Source organism: Congregibacter variabilis (assembly GCF_045689235.1).
In the GTDB taxonomy this organism is placed as follows: Bacteria; Pseudomonadota; Gammaproteobacteria; order Pseudomonadales; family Halieaceae; genus Congregibacter; species Congregibacter variabilis.
The window spans coordinates 939,573-959,981 of sequence record NZ_CP136864.1; the positions used below are offsets into that span (position 1 = coordinate 939,573).

At 55.2% G+C, this 20,409-nt stretch carries 18 protein-coding genes; 8 read left to right on the plus strand and 10 right to left on the minus strand.

The features are described 5' to 3' along the window. Positions 1-195: 195 nt before the first annotated feature. The 6 genes from R0135_RS04225 to R0135_RS04250 are packed head-to-tail and all read left to right on the plus strand — an operon-like array spanning position 196 to position 7,129. Complete coding sequence (locus R0135_RS04225) at positions 196-1,152, plus strand: AAA family ATPase (RefSeq protein ID WP_407349004.1); 957 nt, start codon at positions 196-198, stop codon at positions 1,150-1,152. A 7-nt stretch (positions 1,153-1,159) separates the two neighbouring features. After that, positions 1,160-2,149 carry a DUF58 domain-containing protein gene (locus tag R0135_RS04230; protein ID WP_407349005.1) on the plus strand — a complete coding sequence of 330 codons (990 nt, stop codon included), beginning with the start codon at positions 1,160-1,162 and terminating at the stop codon, positions 2,147-2,149. Next, entirely contained in the window at positions 2,139-2,609 is a 471-nt protein-coding gene (locus R0135_RS04235; RefSeq protein ID WP_407349006.1) for a DUF4381 domain-containing protein, read from the plus strand. The genes R0135_RS04230 and R0135_RS04235 overlap by 11 nt, the downstream gene beginning before the upstream one ends. Further along, on the plus strand, positions 2,606-3,643 hold the full coding sequence (locus R0135_RS04240) for a vWA domain-containing protein (RefSeq protein ID WP_407349007.1): 1,038 nt from the start codon (positions 2,606-2,608) through the stop codon (positions 3,641-3,643). The genes R0135_RS04235 and R0135_RS04240 overlap by 4 nt, the downstream gene beginning before the upstream one ends. Further along, positions 3,640-5,466 (plus strand): vWA domain-containing protein, encoded by a 1,827-nt coding sequence (locus R0135_RS04245; RefSeq protein ID WP_407349008.1) that lies wholly within the window; start codon positions 3,640-3,642, stop codon positions 5,464-5,466. The genes R0135_RS04240 and R0135_RS04245 overlap by 4 nt, the downstream gene beginning before the upstream one ends. Beyond that, a complete protein-coding gene (locus R0135_RS04250) occupies positions 5,444-7,129 on the plus strand; it encodes a BatD family protein (protein ID WP_407349009.1) in 1,686 nt (561 codons plus the stop codon). Before R0135_RS04245 ends, R0135_RS04250 begins: the two co-directional genes overlap by 23 nt. Here R0135_RS04250 and pepN read toward each other — a convergent pair. From pepN to R0135_RS04275, 5 genes are read right to left on the minus strand one after another with little or no spacing between them, the layout of a single operon-like run. Further along, positions 7,118-9,763: an aminopeptidase N gene (gene pepN, locus R0135_RS04255; RefSeq protein ID WP_407349010.1), complete on the minus strand. Its 2,646-nt coding sequence runs from the start codon at positions 9,761-9,763 to the stop codon at positions 7,118-7,120. The genes R0135_RS04250 and pepN overlap by 12 nt on opposite strands. 1 nt (position 9,764) lies before the next feature. Beyond that, positions 9,765-10,610 (minus strand): DUF2797 domain-containing protein, encoded by an 846-nt coding sequence (locus tag R0135_RS04260; RefSeq protein WP_407349011.1) that lies wholly within the window; start codon positions 10,608-10,610, stop codon positions 9,765-9,767. Next, complete coding sequence (locus R0135_RS04265; protein ID WP_407349012.1) at positions 10,610-10,888, minus strand: YeaC family protein; 279 nt, start codon at positions 10,886-10,888, stop codon at positions 10,610-10,612. Before R0135_RS04265 ends, R0135_RS04260 begins: the two co-directional genes overlap by 1 nt. A gap of 38 nt (positions 10,889-10,926) precedes the next feature. Continuing rightward, a complete protein-coding gene (locus R0135_RS04270) occupies positions 10,927-11,775 on the minus strand; it encodes a rhomboid family intramembrane serine protease (RefSeq protein ID WP_407349013.1) in 849 nt (282 codons plus the stop codon). Between the two features lies 1 nt (position 11,776). Beyond that, positions 11,777-12,658, minus strand: a complete 882-nt coding sequence (locus R0135_RS04275; protein ID WP_407349014.1) for an NAD(+) kinase — start codon at positions 12,656-12,658, stop codon at positions 11,777-11,779. Positions 12,659-12,811: 153 nt separating this feature from the next. Here R0135_RS04275 and R0135_RS04280 point away from each other — a divergent pair, with 153 nt between their 5' ends. Next, positions 12,812-13,531, plus strand: a complete 720-nt coding sequence (locus R0135_RS04280) for a DUF3313 family protein (RefSeq protein ID WP_407349015.1) — start codon at positions 12,812-12,814, stop codon at positions 13,529-13,531. A 24-nt stretch (positions 13,532-13,555) separates the two neighbouring features. Here R0135_RS04280 and lipA read toward each other — a convergent pair whose 3' ends face one another. The 3 genes from lipA to R0135_RS04295 all read right to left on the minus strand — a co-directional run bounded on the left by lipA (position 13,556) and on the right by R0135_RS04295 (position 16,661). After that, complete coding sequence (gene lipA, locus R0135_RS04285) at positions 13,556-14,545, minus strand: lipoyl synthase (protein ID WP_407349016.1); 990 nt, start codon at positions 14,543-14,545, stop codon at positions 13,556-13,558. A gap of 94 nt (positions 14,546-14,639) precedes the next feature. Further along, entirely contained in the window at positions 14,640-15,227 is a 588-nt protein-coding gene (locus tag R0135_RS04290) for a hypothetical protein (RefSeq protein WP_407349017.1), read from the minus strand. Between the two features lie 18 nt (positions 15,228-15,245). Further along, positions 15,246-16,661: a MipA/OmpV family protein gene (locus tag R0135_RS04295; protein ID WP_407349018.1), complete on the minus strand. Its 1,416-nt coding sequence runs from the start codon at positions 16,659-16,661 to the stop codon at positions 15,246-15,248. A gap of 197 nt (positions 16,662-16,858) precedes the next feature. On the opposite strand from R0135_RS04295, the gene R0135_RS04300 reads away from it, so the two are divergent. Further along, positions 16,859-17,515 carry a hypothetical protein gene (locus R0135_RS04300; protein WP_407349019.1) on the plus strand — a complete coding sequence of 219 codons (657 nt, stop codon included), beginning with the start codon at positions 16,859-16,861 and terminating at the stop codon, positions 17,513-17,515. 88 nt (positions 17,516-17,603) lie between these two features. Here R0135_RS04300 and R0135_RS04305 read toward each other — a convergent pair whose 3' ends face one another. Together R0135_RS04305 and R0135_RS04310 are read right to left on the minus strand one after the other, a co-directional pair. Then, on the minus strand, positions 17,604-19,145 hold the full coding sequence (locus R0135_RS04305) for an arylsulfatase (protein ID WP_407349020.1): 1,542 nt from the start codon (positions 19,143-19,145) through the stop codon (positions 17,604-17,606). Between the two features lie 105 nt (positions 19,146-19,250). Then, positions 19,251-20,396, minus strand: a complete 1,146-nt coding sequence (locus tag R0135_RS04310; RefSeq protein WP_407349021.1) for an acyl-CoA dehydrogenase family protein — start codon at positions 20,394-20,396, stop codon at positions 19,251-19,253. Between the last annotated feature and the right edge of the window lie 13 nt (positions 20,397-20,409).

The following is a 20,409-nucleotide window of genomic DNA, read 5'->3' on the forward strand; positions in this document are numbered from 1 at the left end:
GACGCAGTGTATCGCAAAGGTAGCTGCCGCGAAGGACGCATATTGGGAACTTTCCCCTATCCAGTGAGTCGATTAAGGGAGATTCGGGTGCCCCTGGGCGCCTTACTCCGCTAGAATCGCACCCTTCTTGCGTGCGCTGCATGCGAGAAAGCCCATCACATCGACTACGCTGACAGAATACCGACGGGAGAGACCTTGACCTCTAGCGATTTGAGACAACTGGAACAGTGGCTGGACCAGCAAATTATTGGCCAGAGCCATCTTGTGCAACGGCTCCTGATTGCCTTACTGGCCGACGGCCACTTGCTCGTAGAAGGTGCACCGGGGCTTGCAAAAACCCGGGCCATCAAATCCCTGGGCGATGCTCTGGAGGGCAGTTTTCACCGAATCCAGTTTACGCCGGATCTGCTCCCCGGTGATGTCACCGGCACAGAAATTTACCGTCCCCAGGAAGCAAGCTTTCATTTCCAACAAGGTCCGGTATTTAGCAACCTTGTGCTGGCTGACGAAATTAACCGTGCACCGGCAAAAGTGCAGTCAGCGCTCCTGGAAGCCATGGCAGAACGCCAGGTCAGTGTGGGCAGCCAAAGCTACGCCCTCCCACGTCTGTTTTTGGTGATGGCCACGCAAAACCCTATTGAACAGGAAGGCACTTACCCATTACCCGAGGCTCAGCTTGATCGGTTTTTGCTCCACGTTAAAGTTGATTACCCAGACGCCGAAGCGGAGCGACAAATACTACGCCTTACGCGATCCGAGGCGGCCACTGGCTCTATTAACGACGCACCACAGCTGGCACAAGAAAGTGTTTTTCAGGCCAGAAAAGAAGCCTTGGCCTTGCACATGGCTCCCGCAGTTGAGGAGTACATTGTTCAGCTTGTGATCGCCACAAGGGACCCCGCGCCCTATAGCGAAGATCTCGCACACTGGCTGGACTATGGAGGCAGTCCTCGGGCAACCATTGCCCTTGACCGCTGCGCCCGCGCTCACGCCTGGCTCCATGGCAGGGATTTTGTATCACCCGACGATGTTCAGGCGGTCGCGGCTGATGTTTTCCGGCATCGACTGCTCCTTAGTTTTGAAGCAGAAGCTGCGGGCGTGCGCAGTGATGACGTGATCGACGAACTACTTCGTCTGGTGCCGGTGGCCTGATACGCCGATGTTAACGCTGGACCCCTCGCAACCTGCCCAAGGCGCCGCAGTTGATATTGCGCGCCTATTGGCCCTGCGCTTTCCTGCGCGCCAGCTCGATATCCGGCGGCGACGGCGCGCTCTTGCACAGCTCTCCGGCGGCCAACGCTCGAACTTTCGTGGGAGAGGTATTGAGTTCGAAGAGGTGCGGGGCTATCAACCCGGCGATGATATTCGAGCCATCGACTGGCGTGTTACCGCACGCACAGGATCAGCGCACACAAAACTTTTTCATGAGGAGCGGGAACGCCCGGTGCTTCTGGTCGTAGATCAGCGTTCGTCTATGCAATTTGGCTCACAGAACTGTTTCAAGCTCGTACTCGCTGCAGAGATTGCGGCGCTTTTGGCCTGGAGTGCACTCGCCAGCAATGAGCGTGTAGGTGGTCTACTGATGCGTGACACAGACCACTGGGAAATGCGCCCGCGAAATAGCCGGCGCACGGTACTGGCTCTGCTTTCCGCTCTTGCTGAGCCACCAGCATCCAGTCAAGCCGCTGACAGCGGTGACGCCGAAAAAAATCGCTTCAGCACATTGCTGCGCAGCGTACGCAGAGTCGCCCGCCCCGGATCGAGCATCTTCATCATCAGTGACTTTGAAGGGGCTGAAGACGATGACGCTCGCGAAGAGTTGTTTCAACTGGCGCGTCATGTCGAGATAACGGCCATCCACTGCAGCGACCCACTGGAAGCGCAGCTTCCCCCTGCGGGTCGCTACAGCGTTACCGACGGCCAGGCACGCGCAGACCTCGACACGGGCATCTTCGGACTTTCCCAGCGTTTTGCAGAACTGTATGCCTCCCGCGTGGATGGCTACCAACAGCAACTCCAGCGACTGGGGATCCCGATGCTCAGCGCCAGCACCACTCAGGCCCCGCTCACGCTCCTTAGAAACATCTATGGCGGTGCTGGCAGTCCGACTGAGGCTTCAGACTCGGCGAAGGTAACAAATGGAGGCTGATGCAATCGTCAATATGTTGGAGCCTCTGCGGGAACCCACTGCCGTGCATTGGTGGCCTCTGGCGCCGGGATGGTGGGTGCTCGCCGCACTAATTTTGACACTCGCTGGCTACGGACTGCGGCGTTTGTGGCTATTCCATCTTCGAGCTGCACCTTTGCGTGCAGCCCGCAGAGCGTTTGCGGACATCGAGGCAACAAGCGAGGCAAACGCCGAACAGGCTGCCGCATTAGGGCAACTGCAACGTCGGCTAGCTATTGCGGTGGCGGGGCGTAAAGCCTGCGCCGGACTCACGGGACAGGCCTGGGCGGATTTTTTGAACTCCCTGTCAAGAAGCAAAAACGCCTACTTCGACGGCAGGCTCGCAGAATTGAACTACCTTCCCAGCATAAGCCCCCAAGACTGCAATGACGCTTTAGACGCCACCCGTCGATGGCTCAGCGATCTGGAGCGACCACTGTGATTACGCTGGTGTGGCCTGCGATGCTCCTGTTACTACCGCTGCCCTGGGTGTTCCGCCGCTTTGTTCCGCCGCGCAGCACAGAACGCCCGGCATTGCGCGCTCCATTTTTTGAGCGCTGGCAGAGTCTTGCCAATGACGACGAAAAATCCGTGGTCAGTGTGTCGGCTAAAGTGCCTGCAATCGCATTGTGGGCAATTTGGCTTTGCATGCTACTTGCAGCTGCGCGGCCTCTTTGGGTGGGCGAGGCCATCGAATTACCCAATAGCGGGCGAGATCTAATGCTGGCCGTGGATATTTCAGGGAGTATGCGCGTCGAAGATATGCAGGTTGGTAATCGTATGGCCCGACGTATTGATGCGGTAAAGCAATTGGGTAGCGATTTCATGTCCCGCCGCAGTGGCGATCGTCTGGGGCTCATTCTGTTTGGAAGTCGCGCCTATCTGCAATCACCGCTGAGTTTCGATATTCAAACCGTACAGCGATTTTTACTCGAGTCACAGATTGGATTTGCCGGGCAGGAAACAGCCATCGGAGACGCCATAGGTCTGGCCGTAAAACGACTACAGGAACGCCCAGCGACCAGTCGAGTACTCATTCTGCTCACTGACGGTCAGGACACTGCCAGCACCGTAGACCCTTTGGAAGCCGCTAATCTCGCTGCAGATCTTGGCGTTCGCATTTATACCATCGGCATAGGAGCAGACTCCCTAACCCTCCCGGGCCTGCTTGGCTCCCCTCTGGGTGCGCGCACAGTGAACCCTTCGGCTGACCTTGATGAAAGCAGTCTCATCGCCATTGCCTCTAGTACCGGCGGACAATACTTTCGGGCCAGAGATCCGCAAGAACTGGCAACGGTGTATCGCCTCCTTGAGCAACTTGAACCTGTGGAGGTCGATAAAGCCCTGTATCGGCCGCAGCAATCGCTTACAGCGCTACCGCTTTTACTGGCTATAGCACTGAGTTTTATTCTCGTGCTGCGCTTTCTCTGGCTGCATCGCTCGCCATCGCTCGACCTTAGTGTGCAAAAGTCGTGAACGAGATCATCGCTAACTTCCATTTTCTGCGCCCGCAGTGGCTGCTACTACTTATACCCAGCGTCTTTCTCGCGGTGCTGCTGTGGCGCCAGCGCGGGGGCGAAGCCAGCTGGTCGCGCATCGTCGCTCCAGAGCTCCTCGAGCATTTGATTAGTCAGGATTCTGTTCGCCGCGGTCGAAGTGGGCTCCCTGCATTACTGCTGGCCTGGGTTATTGCAATACTTGCTGCCGCAGGACCAAGCTGGCAGCAGCTGCCCCAGCCGGTACTGCAAAAACAAGATGCGCTGGTTCTTGTGCTTGATCTTAGCTACTCCATGCTAGCCACCGATCTACAGCCCTCTCGGGGGGACCGGGTGAGACGCAAGCTACTGGATTTACTTCGGGAGCGCCGAGAAGGCCTGACGGCATTGATTGCCTACGCCGGAGACGCGCATATCGTCGCGCCGCTTACTGATGACAATCCAACCATAGCTAACTTACTACCCGCATTGACGCCCGAGATGATGCCCCTGCCGGGCTCAAACCCTGTTGACGCCCTGGAGCGCGCAGTCGCTCTGCTGGATTCGGCGGGCGTTCGTCGTGGCAGAATTCTCCTTGTGACAGATGGCGTTCGCCAACGCGACATCAGTGCTATGCGCGAGATGCTCGCGGGGCAGCCCAGAGAAATGGCAGTGCTAGGCGTGGGCACCCGTGTAGGTGCGCCCATTGCCCTGCCCGGCGGCGGATTTCTCAAGGACGACAGCGGAGAAATAGTGGTTCCCGCGCTGGACGAAGACTTGCTCATGGAGCTCGCCAGCGCCACCGGGGGGGCGTATCGCACCATGACCGTAGATGACAGTGATCTGCAGGCGTTGCTCACAAGCACGGACATTGTGGATGATGACGACACTATTTCTCTTGATCGTCGCGCTGACCGCTGGCAGGACATGGCTCACTGGCTGGTCCTTCCCTTGCTTCTTTTGGTACTTGGAAGTTTTCGTAAGGGCTGGGTCTATCTTCTCCCACTGCTGGTGACGGTATTCCCCTCTCAGCACAGCGAAGCTTTCGAATGGCAGGATCTGTGGCTGCGCGCCGACCAGCAGGCGCAGCGCGCCCTGGCCGAAGGGGATGCCGCCCGCGCCGCAGAGCTCTTTAAAGATCCCGCCTGGCGAGGCACCGCAGCATTTAGCGATGAAAATTACTCGGCAGCCGCTGAGGCTTTTTCTGCCCAGGACAGCGCTGACGCCTGGTACAACCGAGGCAACGCACTGGCCGCTCAAGGAGAACTGGATGCAGCGATCAATGCCTACAAAAAATCTCTCGAGCGTGCACCAGACCAACAGGATGCGCTGAAAAACCTTGCCACCGTCGAGCAATTGCGAGATCAGCAGCAACAGGAACAAGATGGCCAGCAAGGGGATTCGCAGCAACAGCCTCAGGATTCAGATGGTAACCGCGAGCAGCAAAGCGGCGACAACAGTCAACAGAGCCAGCAGTCCCAGGATCCTCAGGACCAGTCGGGAGAACAAAACAGCGGCCATGAGGGTTCCAGCGACCAATCACAGCCAGAGGGTGGCCAGGAACAGAACCAGCAAGACACAGATAGTGACAATGGCTCCCAGGGAGACAGCGAGCAATCGGAGCAGGCACAAGCTCGACCCATGCCGCAACCGCAGATAGATAATAGTGCAATGCAGGAAGACCTTGAGAAAGACCAGGCGATGCAGCAGTGGTTGCGTCGTGTACCGGATGACCCCTCAGGCCTGTTACGAGAAAAGTTTCGTTTTGAAAGTCGCCAGCGACAGCAGCAAGGAAAGAGCCGTGACACAAAAGAAATTTGGTAGCCGCTTTGAATGGTTGGTGCTGACTAGCCTTCTGGCCCTGCTAAGCTGGCCAGCGCAGGCCGCGCTTCAAGCATCACTGGATCGCTATAACATTGCCATGGGTGACAGTGTGCGACTTTCCTTGCGCAGCGATGACGACAGTAATCCAGCCGATGCTGACTTGAGCGCGCTTCAGGAACTCTTTGAGGTACTGCAAAGTTCCTCCAACGTCAGTACGCGCATTGTGAACGGTGAGCGAAGTCAGACGCGAGAGCTCACCCTGGAGTTAACGCCGATAAAAGAAGGCTCCCTGATCATCCCACCCTTTGAAGTCGACGGTAAGCGTAGCGAGGCGCTGGCAGTAACCGTGGGACCGGAGCCTAGCGTACAAGCTACCGATGAGGTTGTGATTTTTGAAGCTGAGGTAGACCGATCTCAAGTCTACGTTCAGGGACAGCTTTTGTTGACGCTGAGAGTTCAGCAGGCAGTCAACCTGGATTCACGCAGTATTAGCGAGCTCGAAATTAGCAACGCCTACGTAGAGACTCTAGGGCAGAACTCTTTTCAGCGCACCATAAATGGCCGGCCCTGGCTGGTGCACGAAGTCCGCTATGCGCTGTTTCCCGAATCCAGTGGTGAGCTGGTGATTCCCGCGCAAACCTTTTCTGGACGAATTGCCTCTGGGCGCCGCACATTATTTGACACACGCCCGGCGGGAAGATTACTCCGACGGCGCAGTGAAGAACTCGTCATCCCGGTTCTTCCGCGGCCGGCAAGCTACCCCGCTGCAACCTGGCTACCCTCCTCCAAGCTGAGCATAGAGGAGCAATGGTCGGCGCCCCTTGATGAGCTGCGGATCGGTGACTCAGTGACTCGTACTATCACCATTACCGGTGAAGGTCTGCAGGGCGCACAGCTACCCCCTATTGACGGCAACAGTGCTTCTGGATTGCGCGCCTATCCAGACCAACCCCTGATCAACAACGTGAATGGTGACAAAGGCGTTACCGGTATTCGTGTAGACAGCCTTGCCCTGGTGGCGGTAAGTGACGGCGTTTACGAACTACCAGCGCTGGAAATCCCCTGGTGGGATACCGAAAGTGACAGCCTGCAATTCGCAAGACTGCCGGCGCAACGGCTCACGGTACTGCCCAGCGCCGCGGCGCCGGGTAAAGCTGATGGGACGAGCGCTTCACCCCTGGAGCTCACGGATCAAGCCACACAGAGCGTTAACGGCGCGGTGAGCAGCACCAACGTTTGGGCCCTGATCGCTGCAGCCTGCGCCAGCGGATGGATTCTCACCTCCTTTATGTGGTGGCGTCGCTCGAAAAAGCCCGCCCCACAGGCACCTCAGAAACCCACAGCATCTAGCTCTGTGCCAAAACTCTTTGATGCCTGCAAGAGCAATGACCCGAGCCTGGCGCGAGAAGCACTTCGAGCCTGGCTGCGTGAGCAAGGTCATGCTGGCCCCATAGGCGATTGGCTCCGGGAGCAAAACTCCCCGCCCCTTCAGAAGGCGGTGGAGGCGTTGGAGAGCTGCCTGTATCGTGGTGACTCTGAGCGGGATCCTCAGGCCAACCGCTGGGACGGTAGCGATCTTGCGGCAGCTGTCCGCGCCCTGCCCAAGACTAAAGCCACCGCCAAGACGAACAACGCGCTACCGGAGCTATACCTAAGCCAGTGACTTGCTAAGGACTTCGTATACGTCAGGCGACAAAGACGGCAATTCAGATAAACGCTCCAGCTCTGCGCGCATGAGCGTTGCACCTTGGGCATAGTTGTTCCAGCGTGTAAGCGGGGTAAGCAGCCGCGAAGCAATTTGCGGATTCTGCTCGTTAAGCGTTTCTACCACCTCGCCCAGTAAGCGATACCCCGCACCATCGTGTTTATGAAAGTGAACCGCGTTAGCATTTGCAAAAGCGCCAATGAGTGCACGAATCTTGTTGGGATTACGACTGTCATAAGCGGGATGCTCCATCAAGGCCCGCACACGAGCAATAGAATCGCCGCTGGTATTCTCTGCCTGCACAGACAACCAGTGATTCATGGCAAGTGTTTCATCCTTAAAACGCGCGTAAAAATCGTCGATCAAGGAATCGCCCAGAGCCGCATCGCCCTCGCGCAGCACCGTGCGCAGAGCAACCAGGCGGTTTGTCAGATTATCCGCAGAAAAATAGTACTGTGCCGCCAGAGACACTCCCTGCTCGTCGCCGGTTGCCAGATAATCGAGGGCAACATTCGCCAAAGCCCGAGCACCTATCTGCTCGCCAATTGCGGCATAAGGCGCAGTCACTCGATAGCTATCAAAAAGTTGCTGCCAGCGTTCCCGAAACGTTTCTGCCAAAGCCTGTCGCAGTGCCTGTCGCGCGCGAAAGATCCCATGCACATCGGCCTTGCCGCTGTGGCTGGCAAGCTCGGCAAGATAGGTCTCTGAGGGGAGTCGCAACATATCTGCCTGTACCGCGGGATCCAGAGATTGGCTGCAGATAGCGTTCACTGCCTCTTCCAAAAGCGGATCCAAAGACACGCGATGCGGCTCAGCCTGTAATTCCTGTAATGCAGACACCATCAATTGCTGCAGGGAATCCCAGCGTACAAACTCATCATCGTCGCGACTTACCAGAGCCAGTAACTGCTCGCGGGTATAGGGGTAGTCCACGCGTACAGGTGCCGAAAAGCCACGCAATAAAGAAGGCGTTGGGCATTCGGGCAATCCACTAAAACGAAACTCCTGTTCGGGCTTATCAACAATCAGAATACGATGGGTGTTATCGGCAGACTCCGGGTCTGGAGCCTCTCCATCGAGCGTCAGACGCAGGTTGCCTGCCTCTCCAAGTAGACCCATAGCCAGGGGAATCACCAAGGCTTCCTTGTCACTTTGTCCCGGCGTCGCTGGCGTCTCCTGCGAAACGGACAGGGTATAAACGCCCTGCTCAGCGTCCCAGTCATCTCGAATCGTCAACTCCGGTGTGCCTGCCTGGGAATACCAGCGCTTGAAATCACTAAGATTCTTGCCCGAGGCATCTTCCATGGCGGACACAAAATCATCACAGGTCACCGCCTGGCCGTCATGCCTGTCAAAGTACAGGTCACTGCCGCGACGAAAATCCTCTTCGCCCAGCAATGTATGCAGCATTCGCACAACTTCGGCGCCTTTTTCATAGACAGTGAGCGTATAAAAATTGGATATCTCAATGAACGATGCAGGACGCACGGGATGTGACATAGGGCCCGCGTCTTCCGCAAACTGCAGCGTTCGCATAACCATGGCATCCTCCACCCGCTTTAAAGACCGCGAGCCCATGTCCGCAGAAAACTCCGCATCTCTGAAAACAGTGAAGCCCTCTTTGAGACTCAGCTGAAACCAATCCCTGCAGGTGACCCGGTTGCCTGACCAATTGTGAAAGTATTCGTGCGCGACAATGCTTTCGATTCTTTGATAACCAGCGTCCGTGGTGGTGTCGGGCGCTGCGAGCACGCAAGAAGTGTTAAAAATATTGAGGCTCTTGTTTTCCATCGCCCCCATATTGAAGTCATCAACCGCCACAATATGAAAAACATCCAGATCATATTCTCGACCAAAGCGCTCCTCGTCCCAGCGCATAGAGCGCTTTAGTGAGTCCATGGCGTGCGCACACTTATCAAGGTCTTTCTCTTCGACGAGTATGATCAACCGAACCTTGCGACCATTCATCGTGATGAAGGTATCTTCTACCCGCGAAAGGTTTCCCGCCACCAGCGCAAAGAGATAGCTCGGCTTGGGGAAAGGGTCATCCCACACCGCGCGATGTCGATCGCCGGGAAGCTCCATGGACTGAACAAGATTGCCGTTACTCAACAGTTCCGGGCACTGTCTGGCATCGGCATCTACCGTGACATGATAGGTGGACATCACATCAGGGCGGTCCGGGAACCAGGTGATCTTTCGAAAACCCTCGGCCTCACACTGGGTGCAAAAGAGCCCCCGAGAACGATAAAGACCTTCCAAGGACGTATTGGACTGGGGATAAATACGCGCTGTAGTTTCCAAAACCCCACTGGCGGGCAGGCCGCTGACACATAAAAAGTCATCGCTCAATTCGTAGTCGTCTGACGCCAGCGTTTCGCCATCTAATGCCAGGGCCTGCAACTCGAGTTCCTGGCCATTGAGCACCAAAGTCGCGGTGTCTGAGGCGTGATCCGATCGTTTGAAGTGCAGTCGCGCGTGCACAAGGCTGTGGTCGTCGAATAGCTCGAAATGCAGTTCCGTGTAGCTAATGCCGTAATCCGGCGCCTTATATTCGCTAAGAAAAATTGTTTTTGGCTGCGCATCGCGCATATCAGCTCTCCGTAGTTTGAGATAGTGCGATCTGGTAACCGGCGTGGCGACGCATATTAATAACACCCGTATCCAAAATCAGATACTGCGCTTTAATCCCTAACAAAGTTCCGGTGACCTCGGGCATCTTGTCAAAGGTCATAGACTTCACTTTTGTCGGGTACTCCAACACGGGGTAGTCAATTTCAGTCACATCCCCTGCTTCCAGAGTCGTGATGGCATCGATGCCGCGCTCATCTCGTAGCTCTTGTATGGCGCCCGCGCAGATCTCGGTGAGGCGAGCTCTTTCCGCCGGCAAATCCATGGGATCGTTAGCGCCTTTGAGCATTCGTTGCCAGGCCGTTTTGTCGGCGACATGGGCTGCAAAAGCGATCTCCACCAAACCTGAATCAAGGCGACTGGCCACACGAAACGCCGGTAGCGCCTGAGTAGCGCCCTGATCAATCCATCTTGTAGGAAGCTGGGTGTGCCGCGTAATTCCCACTTTCAAACCGGACGTGTTCGCCAGATAAACGAAATGATCCACCATGCAGTTCGCATCGCCCCACTCGGGTTCGCGACACGTTCCCGCAGCATAGTGGCATTTCTGTGGACTCATAATGCAGCTATCGCACTGCGCCAAACGTTGAAAACAGGGATAACAGAAGCCTTGATTAAAGCTTTTTTTGGTCTTACGCGCGCAGTTGATGCAATGAATAGCGCCAAGAAAACTCAGGGAAATAGACTGCCCCAATAAGTCATTCAAAGGCACGCTACCGTCACCCATGGGCAAGGCGTATTTAACCCGTCCGTTACTGAGCTCTGAGCGCATTTTTCGAATGCCGCCCTCCCCCAAAATTACCGCCATTACTTGTCACCTTCTTTCTGGCTGACCCAGCGTAGTTGCTCTTCAGCTTGGGATTGGCCGGCGGAGGAAGCACCCGACTTGCTCCCTTTATCGATGTAACCGACGCGTTCTTCCTCGGACAGATGCTGCTGTTCCCAGGCGATAACCGCGCGCAAGCTATGTTCACGCTGCTCGGGAGTCACTGCCTGTCCATCGGGCCAACGCCCGGTCTCAATTCCCTGACGTAGTCTTGCGACAACATCCGGAGTCAGCTGATCGATGAGTGACTGGTAATCCATAGAAGCTCCCCTGAAGCGAGGCGCGATTATACTTAAACTCAGGAACGGTTCCTGTAAACCAGTGCGAACACCAGGCCGATCGCCGCTCCGCTGAGCAAACCGCCCACATGGGCCGCGTTCGCCACCGAAAAGCCCAGCACATCGACAACGCCCAGCAGACATACGAGCAGCCAGCCAACCATAAACAACATGATAGGCGTAGCCGGCGCCAGTGGGCGCCAGCGTGGATTTACCCAACCGGCCACCCAGGAAAAGCCCAGAAACGCGTAAACCACTCCTGATAAACCACCAAACAGCACCGGACCGGACACACTGTGTTGGGCAAAATTTGATAGCGCAGCGGTGGCAACAAACAATCCGGCAAGATTGAAGCTCCCCAGCGCAGCTTCGATGCGCCTTCCGAGCTCCCAGCACCACAAGCTATTGAACACGATGTGCATTAAGCCAAAGTGTAAAAAGGCCGGAGTAAGCAGGCGCCAGAGCTCACCGGAAGCAGGCTCAAATACCGGCCGACCCGATTGCAGGCTAAAGGGCTCATAGGTGAGCATCGCGATCCAGCTAACGGGGGCGCCGAGATAGACCAACAAAAACCCGAAAACACTCAACCCTATTAACACAAGAGTCACGGGTGCGCTGCGAAGAAGCGCTGGTAGCGCAGATTCACGCTTTTGCACACGCGGCGCGGCTTTTAGCGTGATCTGCAGCTCTCCACTTTGCCAGCGGGCCAATAAGTCCGCAGCGCGGTCACGATCACTGGACTGGGCGAGTAGCACGACCTGGCCACCGTCTTCCTCGACGATGCGATGCACAATGCGTTGCTGCCACAGCAAGGCGCTTAAGGGGCGAAGATCCTCGTCCAGGGAACCGCGATAAAGGAGCTCGGCCATACTAATCGACCAGCGCGCCGCTCCAGCGCAGCTTGTCTCGACAGCTGGCATAGAAACTGTGACCCGGGGGGTGCAGCAGCGTCAGCACGGCGGGGTTTCGACGCAACAGTACCGAATCGCCGGGGCGCGCAGTCATATTGACCTGACCGTCGCAGGTTACCGGCGGGTGGATACGATTCCGGCCTAAGACGTCGATACGAATCTGACTGTCTCCGCGAATCACAATGGGACGGCTGGACAGCGCATGGGGAAACATCGGTAGCACCAATAAGGCATCCAGCGCCGGGTGCATGATAGGACCACCGCCCGACAGAGAATAAGCGGTTGAGCCAGTGGGGGTAGACACGATAAGACCGTCAGCACGCTGCCGATTGACGAACTCATCATCAATGTACAGCTCTACCTCGATCATCTGAGCTGAGGTGCCCGAGTTCACCACCACATCATTAAGCGCATCACCCTCTGCAACAGTTTCGCCATTGCGAACAACACTGACATCCAGAAGGAAGCGCTCTTCGCTACTGAAGTCACCGCCCATCACAGCAGCCACCTGCTCGCTGAGCCGGTCGGGACTGATATCCGTCAGAAAACCTAAGCGTCCGCGGTTAATCCCCAGCATGGGCTTGCCGAACTGCAGCATTTCTCTGGCAGCGCTGAGCATGGAACCGTCGCCGCCCAGAACGATAATCAAATCGGCGTGCTCGCCGATGTGCTCCCGCGGAAGCGTCTCGCAGCCTTGGGCGGTTAGCTCGATAAAGCGATCCTCGAGAAGGACTTCGGCGCCGGCTTTGCGAAGCGCCGTAATCAGTTCATCCAGGACCGCTTCGATACCATCCTGACGACTACGCCCCACTACACCAACTCGGGAAAATACTCCGGGCATGCAACACTCTCGCGTGAAAAAGTCAGTATACCCAGCAAGGACGCTGTGCAACATCGCTGTGTGCAACCATAGACAGTTGCACAGCGAGTAAAGACTGGCAATATATGGCCTCTATTGGTCTCCAACCGTCGCTAACTGTATGGACTACACATTATGAAAACTTACCGCAAGTTCCCAAAAGTAATACTTGGCTTAGCCTTACCCGTAGCTTTGCTGGCAGCCTGTGCCGAGCAACCGAGCATTCAGAGCGGCGAAAATGCTGAGACCATTATGGGCGAGCTCGCCAAAGTTGATAACGCCCGAGTAGATCTTGCCTATGTGGATCCCACAGCTGATTACACGCGCTATCGCAAGGTCTATATTGCACCGCTGGATCTGGAGAACGTCGAAGTCATTCAGCCCGACAGCAATAGCAGTATGGCCAATCGCTTTAATCGCGAGTGGGAATTGACTGACGCTGACAAGGAAAAGCTGCAAAGCACCTTTAGGGAATCCATGAGTAAAGCTTTAACAGACGGCGGCGCCTTTGAAATCGCACAGGAAGGTGGTGATGACGTTATCAAGCTCGAGAGCATGCTCACACGCATTGCACCTTCAGGCCCGAAAGATGATCAGATGTCTCGCACGACAGCGCGCAGCACGGTTATTACCCAAGGCAGCGGCAGCATGTCTATCGCCATTATGATCGCAGACGGTGACAGTGGAGAGCCTTTGGCTATTATCAAGGACACGCGCAGCCGGGTGAACTCCAACATGTGGGGTATCAACAACAGCGTGAGCAACATGGCGGAAGTGCGCAGTAACTTTAACGCCTGGGCAAAGCAGATACACGATGGGCTTCTCGCTCTGCAGGCTAGAGGTAAGAACGAGTAAACAAGGCCGGGGGCCTGGGCTAAGCTAGCCTAGGCCTACGTTGTTCTTCTCAAGGACCTGCTCGGCCCGGTAGCTGGATCGCACCAACACCCCGGAAACAACCTCCAGAAAACCCATGGCAAGCCCCCACTCTCGATAGGTCGCAAATTCGTCCGGGGTGACGTAGCGCTCTATCGGATAATGGTGCGCCGTGGGCTGCAGATACTGGCCAAAGGTGACGATATCTACGCGCGCCTCGCGGAGATCTTCCAGGGCCTCTCGAATCTCGTCCTCAGTTTCGCCCAAGCCCAACATCAGCGAAGTCTTGGTCAATACATCCGGGCGATAGGCTTTAGCGTGAGCAAGCACCTCCAGCGTTTGCTCATAGCCTGCCCTTGGATCCCGGACCGGATGAGTCAGGCGACGAACAGTCTCCACGTTTTGAGCGAACACTTCGATGCCACTGTCAACGACAGTTTCGACGTCCGCAAAATTGCCAAGAAAATCCGGCGTGAGCGCTTCAACAGCGGTCTGCGCATTGACCTCCTTCACACGACGAACACAAGCGGCATAGTGCCCCGCCCCACCATCGGGCAAGTCATCGCGGTTCACGGAGGTCAAAACCACATATTTAAGACCCATGAGCTGCACAGAACGCGCGGTGTTTTCGGCTTCCTCAGCATCAAGCCAGCCTTTCGGGTTCCCTGTATTTACGGCACAGAAGCGACATGCTCGAGTACAGACGTCTCCCATCAGCATGATGGTCGCCGTACCTGCACTCCAACACTCACTCATGTTGGGGCACTTGGCCTCCTCGCAGACTGTAGCCAGGCGGTGCTCGTGGACTATGCTCTTGACCCGCTCATAGGTCTCGCCGCCATGAATTTTTGCCCGCAACCATTTTGGTTTGGGTAGACGTGCAGAGTCCCTGGAACTGGCTTTGATGCCATCCTTGATTACCGACATCCCACGATCGTTAACGTATTTCTCACCGCTTGATACATCAACCACTGGAATACGAGTATTACCGCTCATAAGTATGTAACCCGTTCGTTCAAAGTCGAATTATAGCGCTGTCATGTAATGCACCGCCGGAGAAAATCGCAATACAAATTGAAATCTCAAATCATTAGTCACTGCACAACAAGCGCATTTTTACTGCCGCTAGCTCCGCCGCGTCTACGGTACTGGCATCGACCACCGCCTGTTTGGCGGCCTGACACTCGCTGGCCTCCTCAGCGCTTTCATCTGCCAGTTCCGCAACGGCGCGCGCATTGGACGCTTCGCAATAGCCGTCGCTGACCCGTCGCAGGTTCGCGGTTTCACCAGCTCGCTCCACCGCTACACAGTCACCCACACGAATTTCTCGCTGATCAGTAACTACCTGCATTTCGCCCGCAGACCCTGTCAGTGCAACCTTATAAACCATCCCTCGGGTGTCACCCTGAGCCGCGCCGGCTACCGCACTACCGGCTACAGCGCCGATCAGCGTGTTGCGGGCTTTCTTACTCGACTTTTTGCCTCTTGCAGAAGCTAATCCCAGGGCGCCCCCCACTACTGCGCCACTGGGTACAGCACCAGAGTTGAGATCGACCTGACTACCCCCTGTGACAATTCCATACTGCACGCTGATGGACTGGCCCGCCCGTTGCGCCTGGGCACCTTGCACGCCCAGCACAAAACCAAGAAATGACATGACAAAAAAACTATAACGCATTGTTTAATATACCTTTCTTTAAAATTCCCACTCAAGATAGAGGATGTTAACGTTGGAGCCGCCGTCTACGTTTTTGTAGTAGTTGGAACTGGCAAAAATTCCCGAGCGATGATGCACATAAAAGCCGGCAAACAGATCTCGGAGGCTATCTGCGCTCACTATATCTCCTACGGAAACATCCACACTAAATTCCAGATAATGCAGTAGGTGGCTTTGTCGCCGGTTTTTGCGCTCGGCCTTGTCAATCTCCAGCGCGGGAACGCGACCAGCGTAGGACAAACCGTTAGAAAATCCTACCCGGGTCTCGACACTGTCTGACCAGGGGAATTGTCTGAACAGCGCTTTGAACGCGAAAACCCCCTCCCAAAAATCACTCTGCACATCGTTCTGAAAACGCCGCCCCAGCCCCAGCTGAAGCCAACCCTCGATGGGCAGTGTCAGCATACTCTCTGTGAGCTGGCGACTCACAAAGGCGGTTGCAAGATGCGTATCTAAATCGGCACAGTTGATATCGCCCTGCATGATCTCCACAAACTTTGTCTCAGTGGTGCAGCCGTAGGCCAGCCTCACAGAGCTGGGCCTGGCATTGTTTGTTACAAAGTTAAATCCATCATCATGAGCAGGGATTTTTTCACCGCCGAACTCATAATGATATCCCACCTGAAAGCTGGTACCACTGTCGTTGGCAACGATGGGGCTATCGACCATATCCCCTGCATAGGCCCGATAACTAAGGTTTGCGTTGATTTGATGGTGCTTCCATAGGGAGTATCTGCCCGCAAGGCCGACTGCCCAGGAGCTCCCGGAGTCTGCAAGATAGGAAGGTCTGCTGTCGGAGGCCTCCTCATCGCGCACGCCAAAGTAGTAATCCGCTTTGTCCGCGGACAGCCAGCTGTACTCCACCCAGGGCTCAAGCTGCCAGTTACTTCCTCTAACTACCTTTGCCCAACGTCCGCGCACTTCGCCGCCGTCGTGCACACCGTGCATATCCTGTCGGAGCTGCAAGCCAAAACGCCCGAAATCCGTCTTTCTTGTGAGTTCGAGGCCACCTTCGACTGTATTCTTGCGCTCCATACCTTTGAGCGCATCATTCGGGGGACGTACGCCGCCAGTCTCACTGAAGAAGGAGTGATCGTTGTATCCCTGCGTAAAGTAGCTGGCAAACACATCAAGCTGCCAGTTTTGGTTATCGATCGCATGCCAACCAAAGTCGGTGCTGTCCAGAAAAAACTGCTCACCGCTATAGGTAAACACGGGCACCAGGTCTGTGCTGTCACGCTCATCCCCGGCATAAATCGAATTTTCGAGAATGTAGGCGAAGCCAAAAGACCACTCGCCGCGACGGTCTTCGGGATCGAGCGTCCGCAGGTCCCCAAAGGACCAGGCGGTGCCCGGTACAAAAACAACCAGCAGCCTAATGAGCAAGCGCTTCATGAAAAATTCGACATCAAAACTTGTGAGCTCAGAACCCGTTTATTCACCCAAAATACGTTTCGTGAATCGCCGTGACGATACCCGCTCACAAACGCAAACCCCGCGAAAACCGCTGCGCGGCCTGCAAGGGGCGAGATTATAAAGCGAAAGTCAGGTAATTAGCGGTATGCTTATCGCATTTGTCGAGGAATCCACTCGTGTCACAGCATCGCCTTTGTCTTCCGCTTGATCGTCTGCGCCTGATCGTTGTCGCTCTATTTGTTGCACTCATAGCTGCTTGTTCCAATAACTCTACTATCACCCGCTCTTATGTTGATCCGCTACTGAGCAAACTCGACTTACAGGGAGTGCTGGTCATTGGCGTTGCCCAAAACCGCGAAAACCGCATAATCTTCGAAAACATGTTTGCCAGAGCGCTTGCTGGGCACGGCGTTAATGCCGTGGCTGCGCACACTCTTATCAGTAAAGACAAAGCCAGTGCGGACGACGTAGTTGCCATCGCCGAACAAAACAATCTTGATACTGTTCTCGTCACCCGCTACGTCGGAGCTGTCTCCGAAGAAATTTATCACCCGGGTACTATCTACTATGGTGTAACGCCCATGTATGGCGCGGGATACTACGGCGGCTTCGGCGGTTATTACGGCCACGCATACGAAGTTGCCTACCAGCAGCCGGTATGGACAACGAATACGACTCACGAGGTGATCGCAGATCTCTACGTTGCGAAGACCAAAGAACACATGTGGCAAGCCGTCTCCGACACCATTCAGGCAGGATCAACCGACAAGCTTCGTCACGACGTGATCGCCTCCCTGGTGGGTGACCTCAAAGCTCAGGGGCTTCTCGACTGACCTTCCGCTAACCTTCAGACACCAATAGTCGCCACAAAAAAGCCCGGGCGATTCACTGCCCGGGCTTGGGTAAATAGACTGCGCTTAGCTAGTTCTGTATCGACAGGTCCATAAGAGCCTTGAGACTGCCCATGGCCTTTTGGCGCTCCAGCGTACCGTAGCCAATATTGCTTGCACTCAGCGATCCGCCCGCCTGGAATGGAAAGCCTTCTAGCGTTGCAAAGAATCGTTGCACGAAGCCCTGAGCCGGAACCATGAGCCACATATTGTCGGCATACCACCTCACGTACATACCTGATTCTGAATAGGCACTTTCGAATGGGTCAGCGCGCAGATTAGTAATCACAGGCCACGCCGGTGTCTCACGATAGGCTTCATTAATGGGGCCGCGTTCAATGGCAAATGCGACCTTCCAATCGTCAACGCGAATAGCATTTAGCATTCCACTGGCTGCGAAGTACATAATTTCTCTGCGCGGACCTTTCTCTTCTGCACCTTCAAAATATGGCTTGAAGTTATAGCCATCAAGATGCACGCGGAACTTCTTCCCGTTGGCGCGCATACCGCCCTTGGATGCGAGTTGCTCCTTCACATCAGGCACGCCCGCTGCCGCTAATAGCGTTGGCATCCAGTCTTCCTGACTCATGATGTCGTTGTAGATAGTTCCTGGCTTAATGGTGCCAGGCCACTTCACCATTTGAGGCACACGCATACCACCTTCCCAGGTCGTACCCTTCTCACCACGATAAGGCGAGGCACCGCCATCAGGCCAGGTGAATTTTTCTGCGCCGTTATCCGTCGAGAAAATTACAATCGTGTTGTCGTCTACACCCAGAGTTTTTAGCTCATCTAGAAAGCTGCCGACCATGTCATCAAGTTCCGCCATGCCATCGGCATACAAACTAATGCCCGTCTTGCCTTTGTACTTTTCCTGAAGGTGGGTCCAAACGTGCATCCGCGTAAAGTTCATCCACACGAAGAAAGGCTTGTCTTCATTTACCGCAGCCGCCATGAACTTTTTGGCGGCGCCGCCAAACTCGCCATCCACTGTCTCCATACGCTTGCGTGTGAGGGGACCCGTGTCTTCGATTTTTCCATCGGCATAGGAGTGAAGAACCCCACGAGGACCAAACTTCTCGTGGAAGGCCGGATCCTTGGGGTAGTAGTAGGTTTCTGGCTCTTCTTCGGCATTCAAGTGATACAGGTTGCCAAAGAACTCATCAAAACCGTGATTGGTAGGTAGATGCTTGTCCTGATCGCCCAGGTGGTTTTTACCAAACTGCCCGGTTTTGTAACCCTGCTCTTTTAGCAGGTCGGCGATGGTCGGTGTCCAATCCGGAATACCCTGATCGCTACCCGGCATGCCAATGGTCAGCAAGCCGGTTCGGAAAGGCTGTTGACCCAGAATAAATGAAGCTCGCCCTGCGGTGCAGGATTGCTGTGCATACATATCGGTAAACAGCGCGCCCTGGTTTGCAATGGAGTCGATGTTGGGCGTTTGGTAACCCATACCGCCTCGGTTATAGGCGCTGGTGTTCCAAACACCTACATCATCACCCCACAGCACCAAAATATTGGGCTTATCGGCGGCTTGTGCCCCAAAGCTGAGCAGACAACTGGTTGCTGCCAAGCTCGCTATTGCTAAGCTCTTCAGATTAATCATAAAGCGTGGTTTCTCTCGTTATAAAATGCATTGTCAAAGGCGCTTGGCCAAAATTAAATCCGCTAGAGCAGTTTAGTCTGCGATGAGTGAACGTCCAATGATTAGTTTCATGACCTCGCTGGTGCCACCGTAAATACGCTGAACCCGGGAATCGGCGAACGCTCTGGCGACAGGGTATTCCCACATAAAACCGTAGCCACCATGCAACTGCACGCACTCATCTACAATGCGGCATTGCAGTTCGGAACCCAATAACTTCGCCTTTGAGGCAGTCACCGTGTCCAACTCGCCCTGCACGAGCAGTTCGAGACAGCGATCCATAAAAACCTGCGCACTGGTCAATTCAGTGTCCAATTCGGCGAGTTTGAACTGCGTGTTCTGAAAAGTCGCAATGGGCTTACCAAAAGCTGTGCGCTCTTTGACGTAGTCGATAGTTTGCTGCAAGACTGTTTGAGATGCCGCCATAGCCATAATGCCAATGGAGAGACGCTCCTGGGGAAGCTCCTGCATGAGGTAAGCAAAGCCCTTGCCCGCTTCCCCCAGTAGATTTTCTTTTGGTACACGCACATCACTAAAAAACAGTTCCGAGGTGTCCTGCGCCTTCATGCCAACCTTATCGAGGTTTCGGCCCCGCTCGAATCCATCGGCATCCCCTTCCACCAAAATAAGGCTGGTCCCTGCTGCCCCCGCGCTGGGATCCGTTTTGCAGACCACGACAATCAAGTCAGCATGCTGTCCATTGGTGATAAATGTCTTGGAGCCATTGATCAGGTAATCGTCACCATCAGCGATGGCCGTGGTGCGAATGCCCTGTAAATCTGAGCCTGTCCCGGGCTCTGTCATGGCAATGGCAGTTACGATGTCACCTCTTACGCAAGCGGCTATGTAACGCTCTTTTTGCGCAGTGCTTCCATAGTTCATCAAATACGGTACGACGATATCGCTGTGCACACCCCAGCCCAAGCCAGTGCAGCCGGATCGGGACACTTCCTCGTCAATCACCGCGTTGTAGCGAAAATCAGCCTCGGCGCCACCGTAAATTTCCGGCGCCTGAGGAACGAGGTAACCCTGAGCCCCGGCCTTTCGCCATAGATCGCGATCAACCTGCCCATCTTTTTCCCATTGCGCGTGGAAGGGCATGACTTCTTCCTCAAGAAAACGCCGCACACTGCTGCGAAACATTTCATGCTCTTCTTCAAAGACGGTTCTGGGAATCATAAGATTGAACTCC

Bases quoted from the DNA above. Each gene is read 5' to 3' on its own strand.
- R0135_RS04230 (WP_407349005.1), top strand. From the start codon at position 1,160: ATGTTAACGCTGGACCCCTCGCAACCTGCCCAAGGCGCCGCAGTTGAT.
- R0135_RS04235 (WP_407349006.1), top strand. From the start codon at position 2,139: ATGGAGGCTGATGCAATCGTCAATATGTTGGAGCCTCTGCGGGAACCC.
- pepN (WP_407349010.1), bottom strand. From the start codon at position 9,763: ATGCGCGATGCGCAGCCAAAAACAATTTTTCTTAGCGAATATAAGGCG.
- R0135_RS04260 (WP_407349011.1), bottom strand. From the start codon at position 10,610: ATGGCGGTAATTTTGGGGGAGGGCGGCATTCGAAAAATGCGCTCAGAG.
- R0135_RS04265 (WP_407349012.1), bottom strand. From the start codon at position 10,888: ATGGATTACCAGTCACTCATCGATCAGCTGACTCCGGATGTTGTCGCA.
- R0135_RS04270 (WP_407349013.1), bottom strand. From the start codon at position 11,775: ATGGCCGAGCTCCTTTATCGCGGTTCCCTGGACGAGGATCTTCGCCCC.
- R0135_RS04275 (WP_407349014.1), bottom strand. From the start codon at position 12,658: ATGCCCGGAGTATTTTCCCGAGTTGGTGTAGTGGGGCGTAGTCGTCAG.
- R0135_RS04280 (WP_407349015.1), top strand. From the start codon at position 12,812: ATGAAAACTTACCGCAAGTTCCCAAAAGTAATACTTGGCTTAGCCTTA.
- lipA (WP_407349016.1), bottom strand. From the start codon at position 14,545: ATGAGCGGTAATACTCGTATTCCAGTGGTTGATGTATCAAGCGGTGAG.
- R0135_RS04290 (WP_407349017.1), bottom strand. From the start codon at position 15,227: ATGCGTTATAGTTTTTTTGTCATGTCATTTCTTGGTTTTGTGCTGGGC.
- R0135_RS04295 (WP_407349018.1), bottom strand. From the start codon at position 16,661: ATGAAGCGCTTGCTCATTAGGCTGCTGGTTGTTTTTGTACCGGGCACC.
- R0135_RS04310 (WP_407349021.1), bottom strand. From the start codon at position 20,396: ATGATTCCCAGAACCGTCTTTGAAGAAGAGCATGAAATGTTTCGCAGC.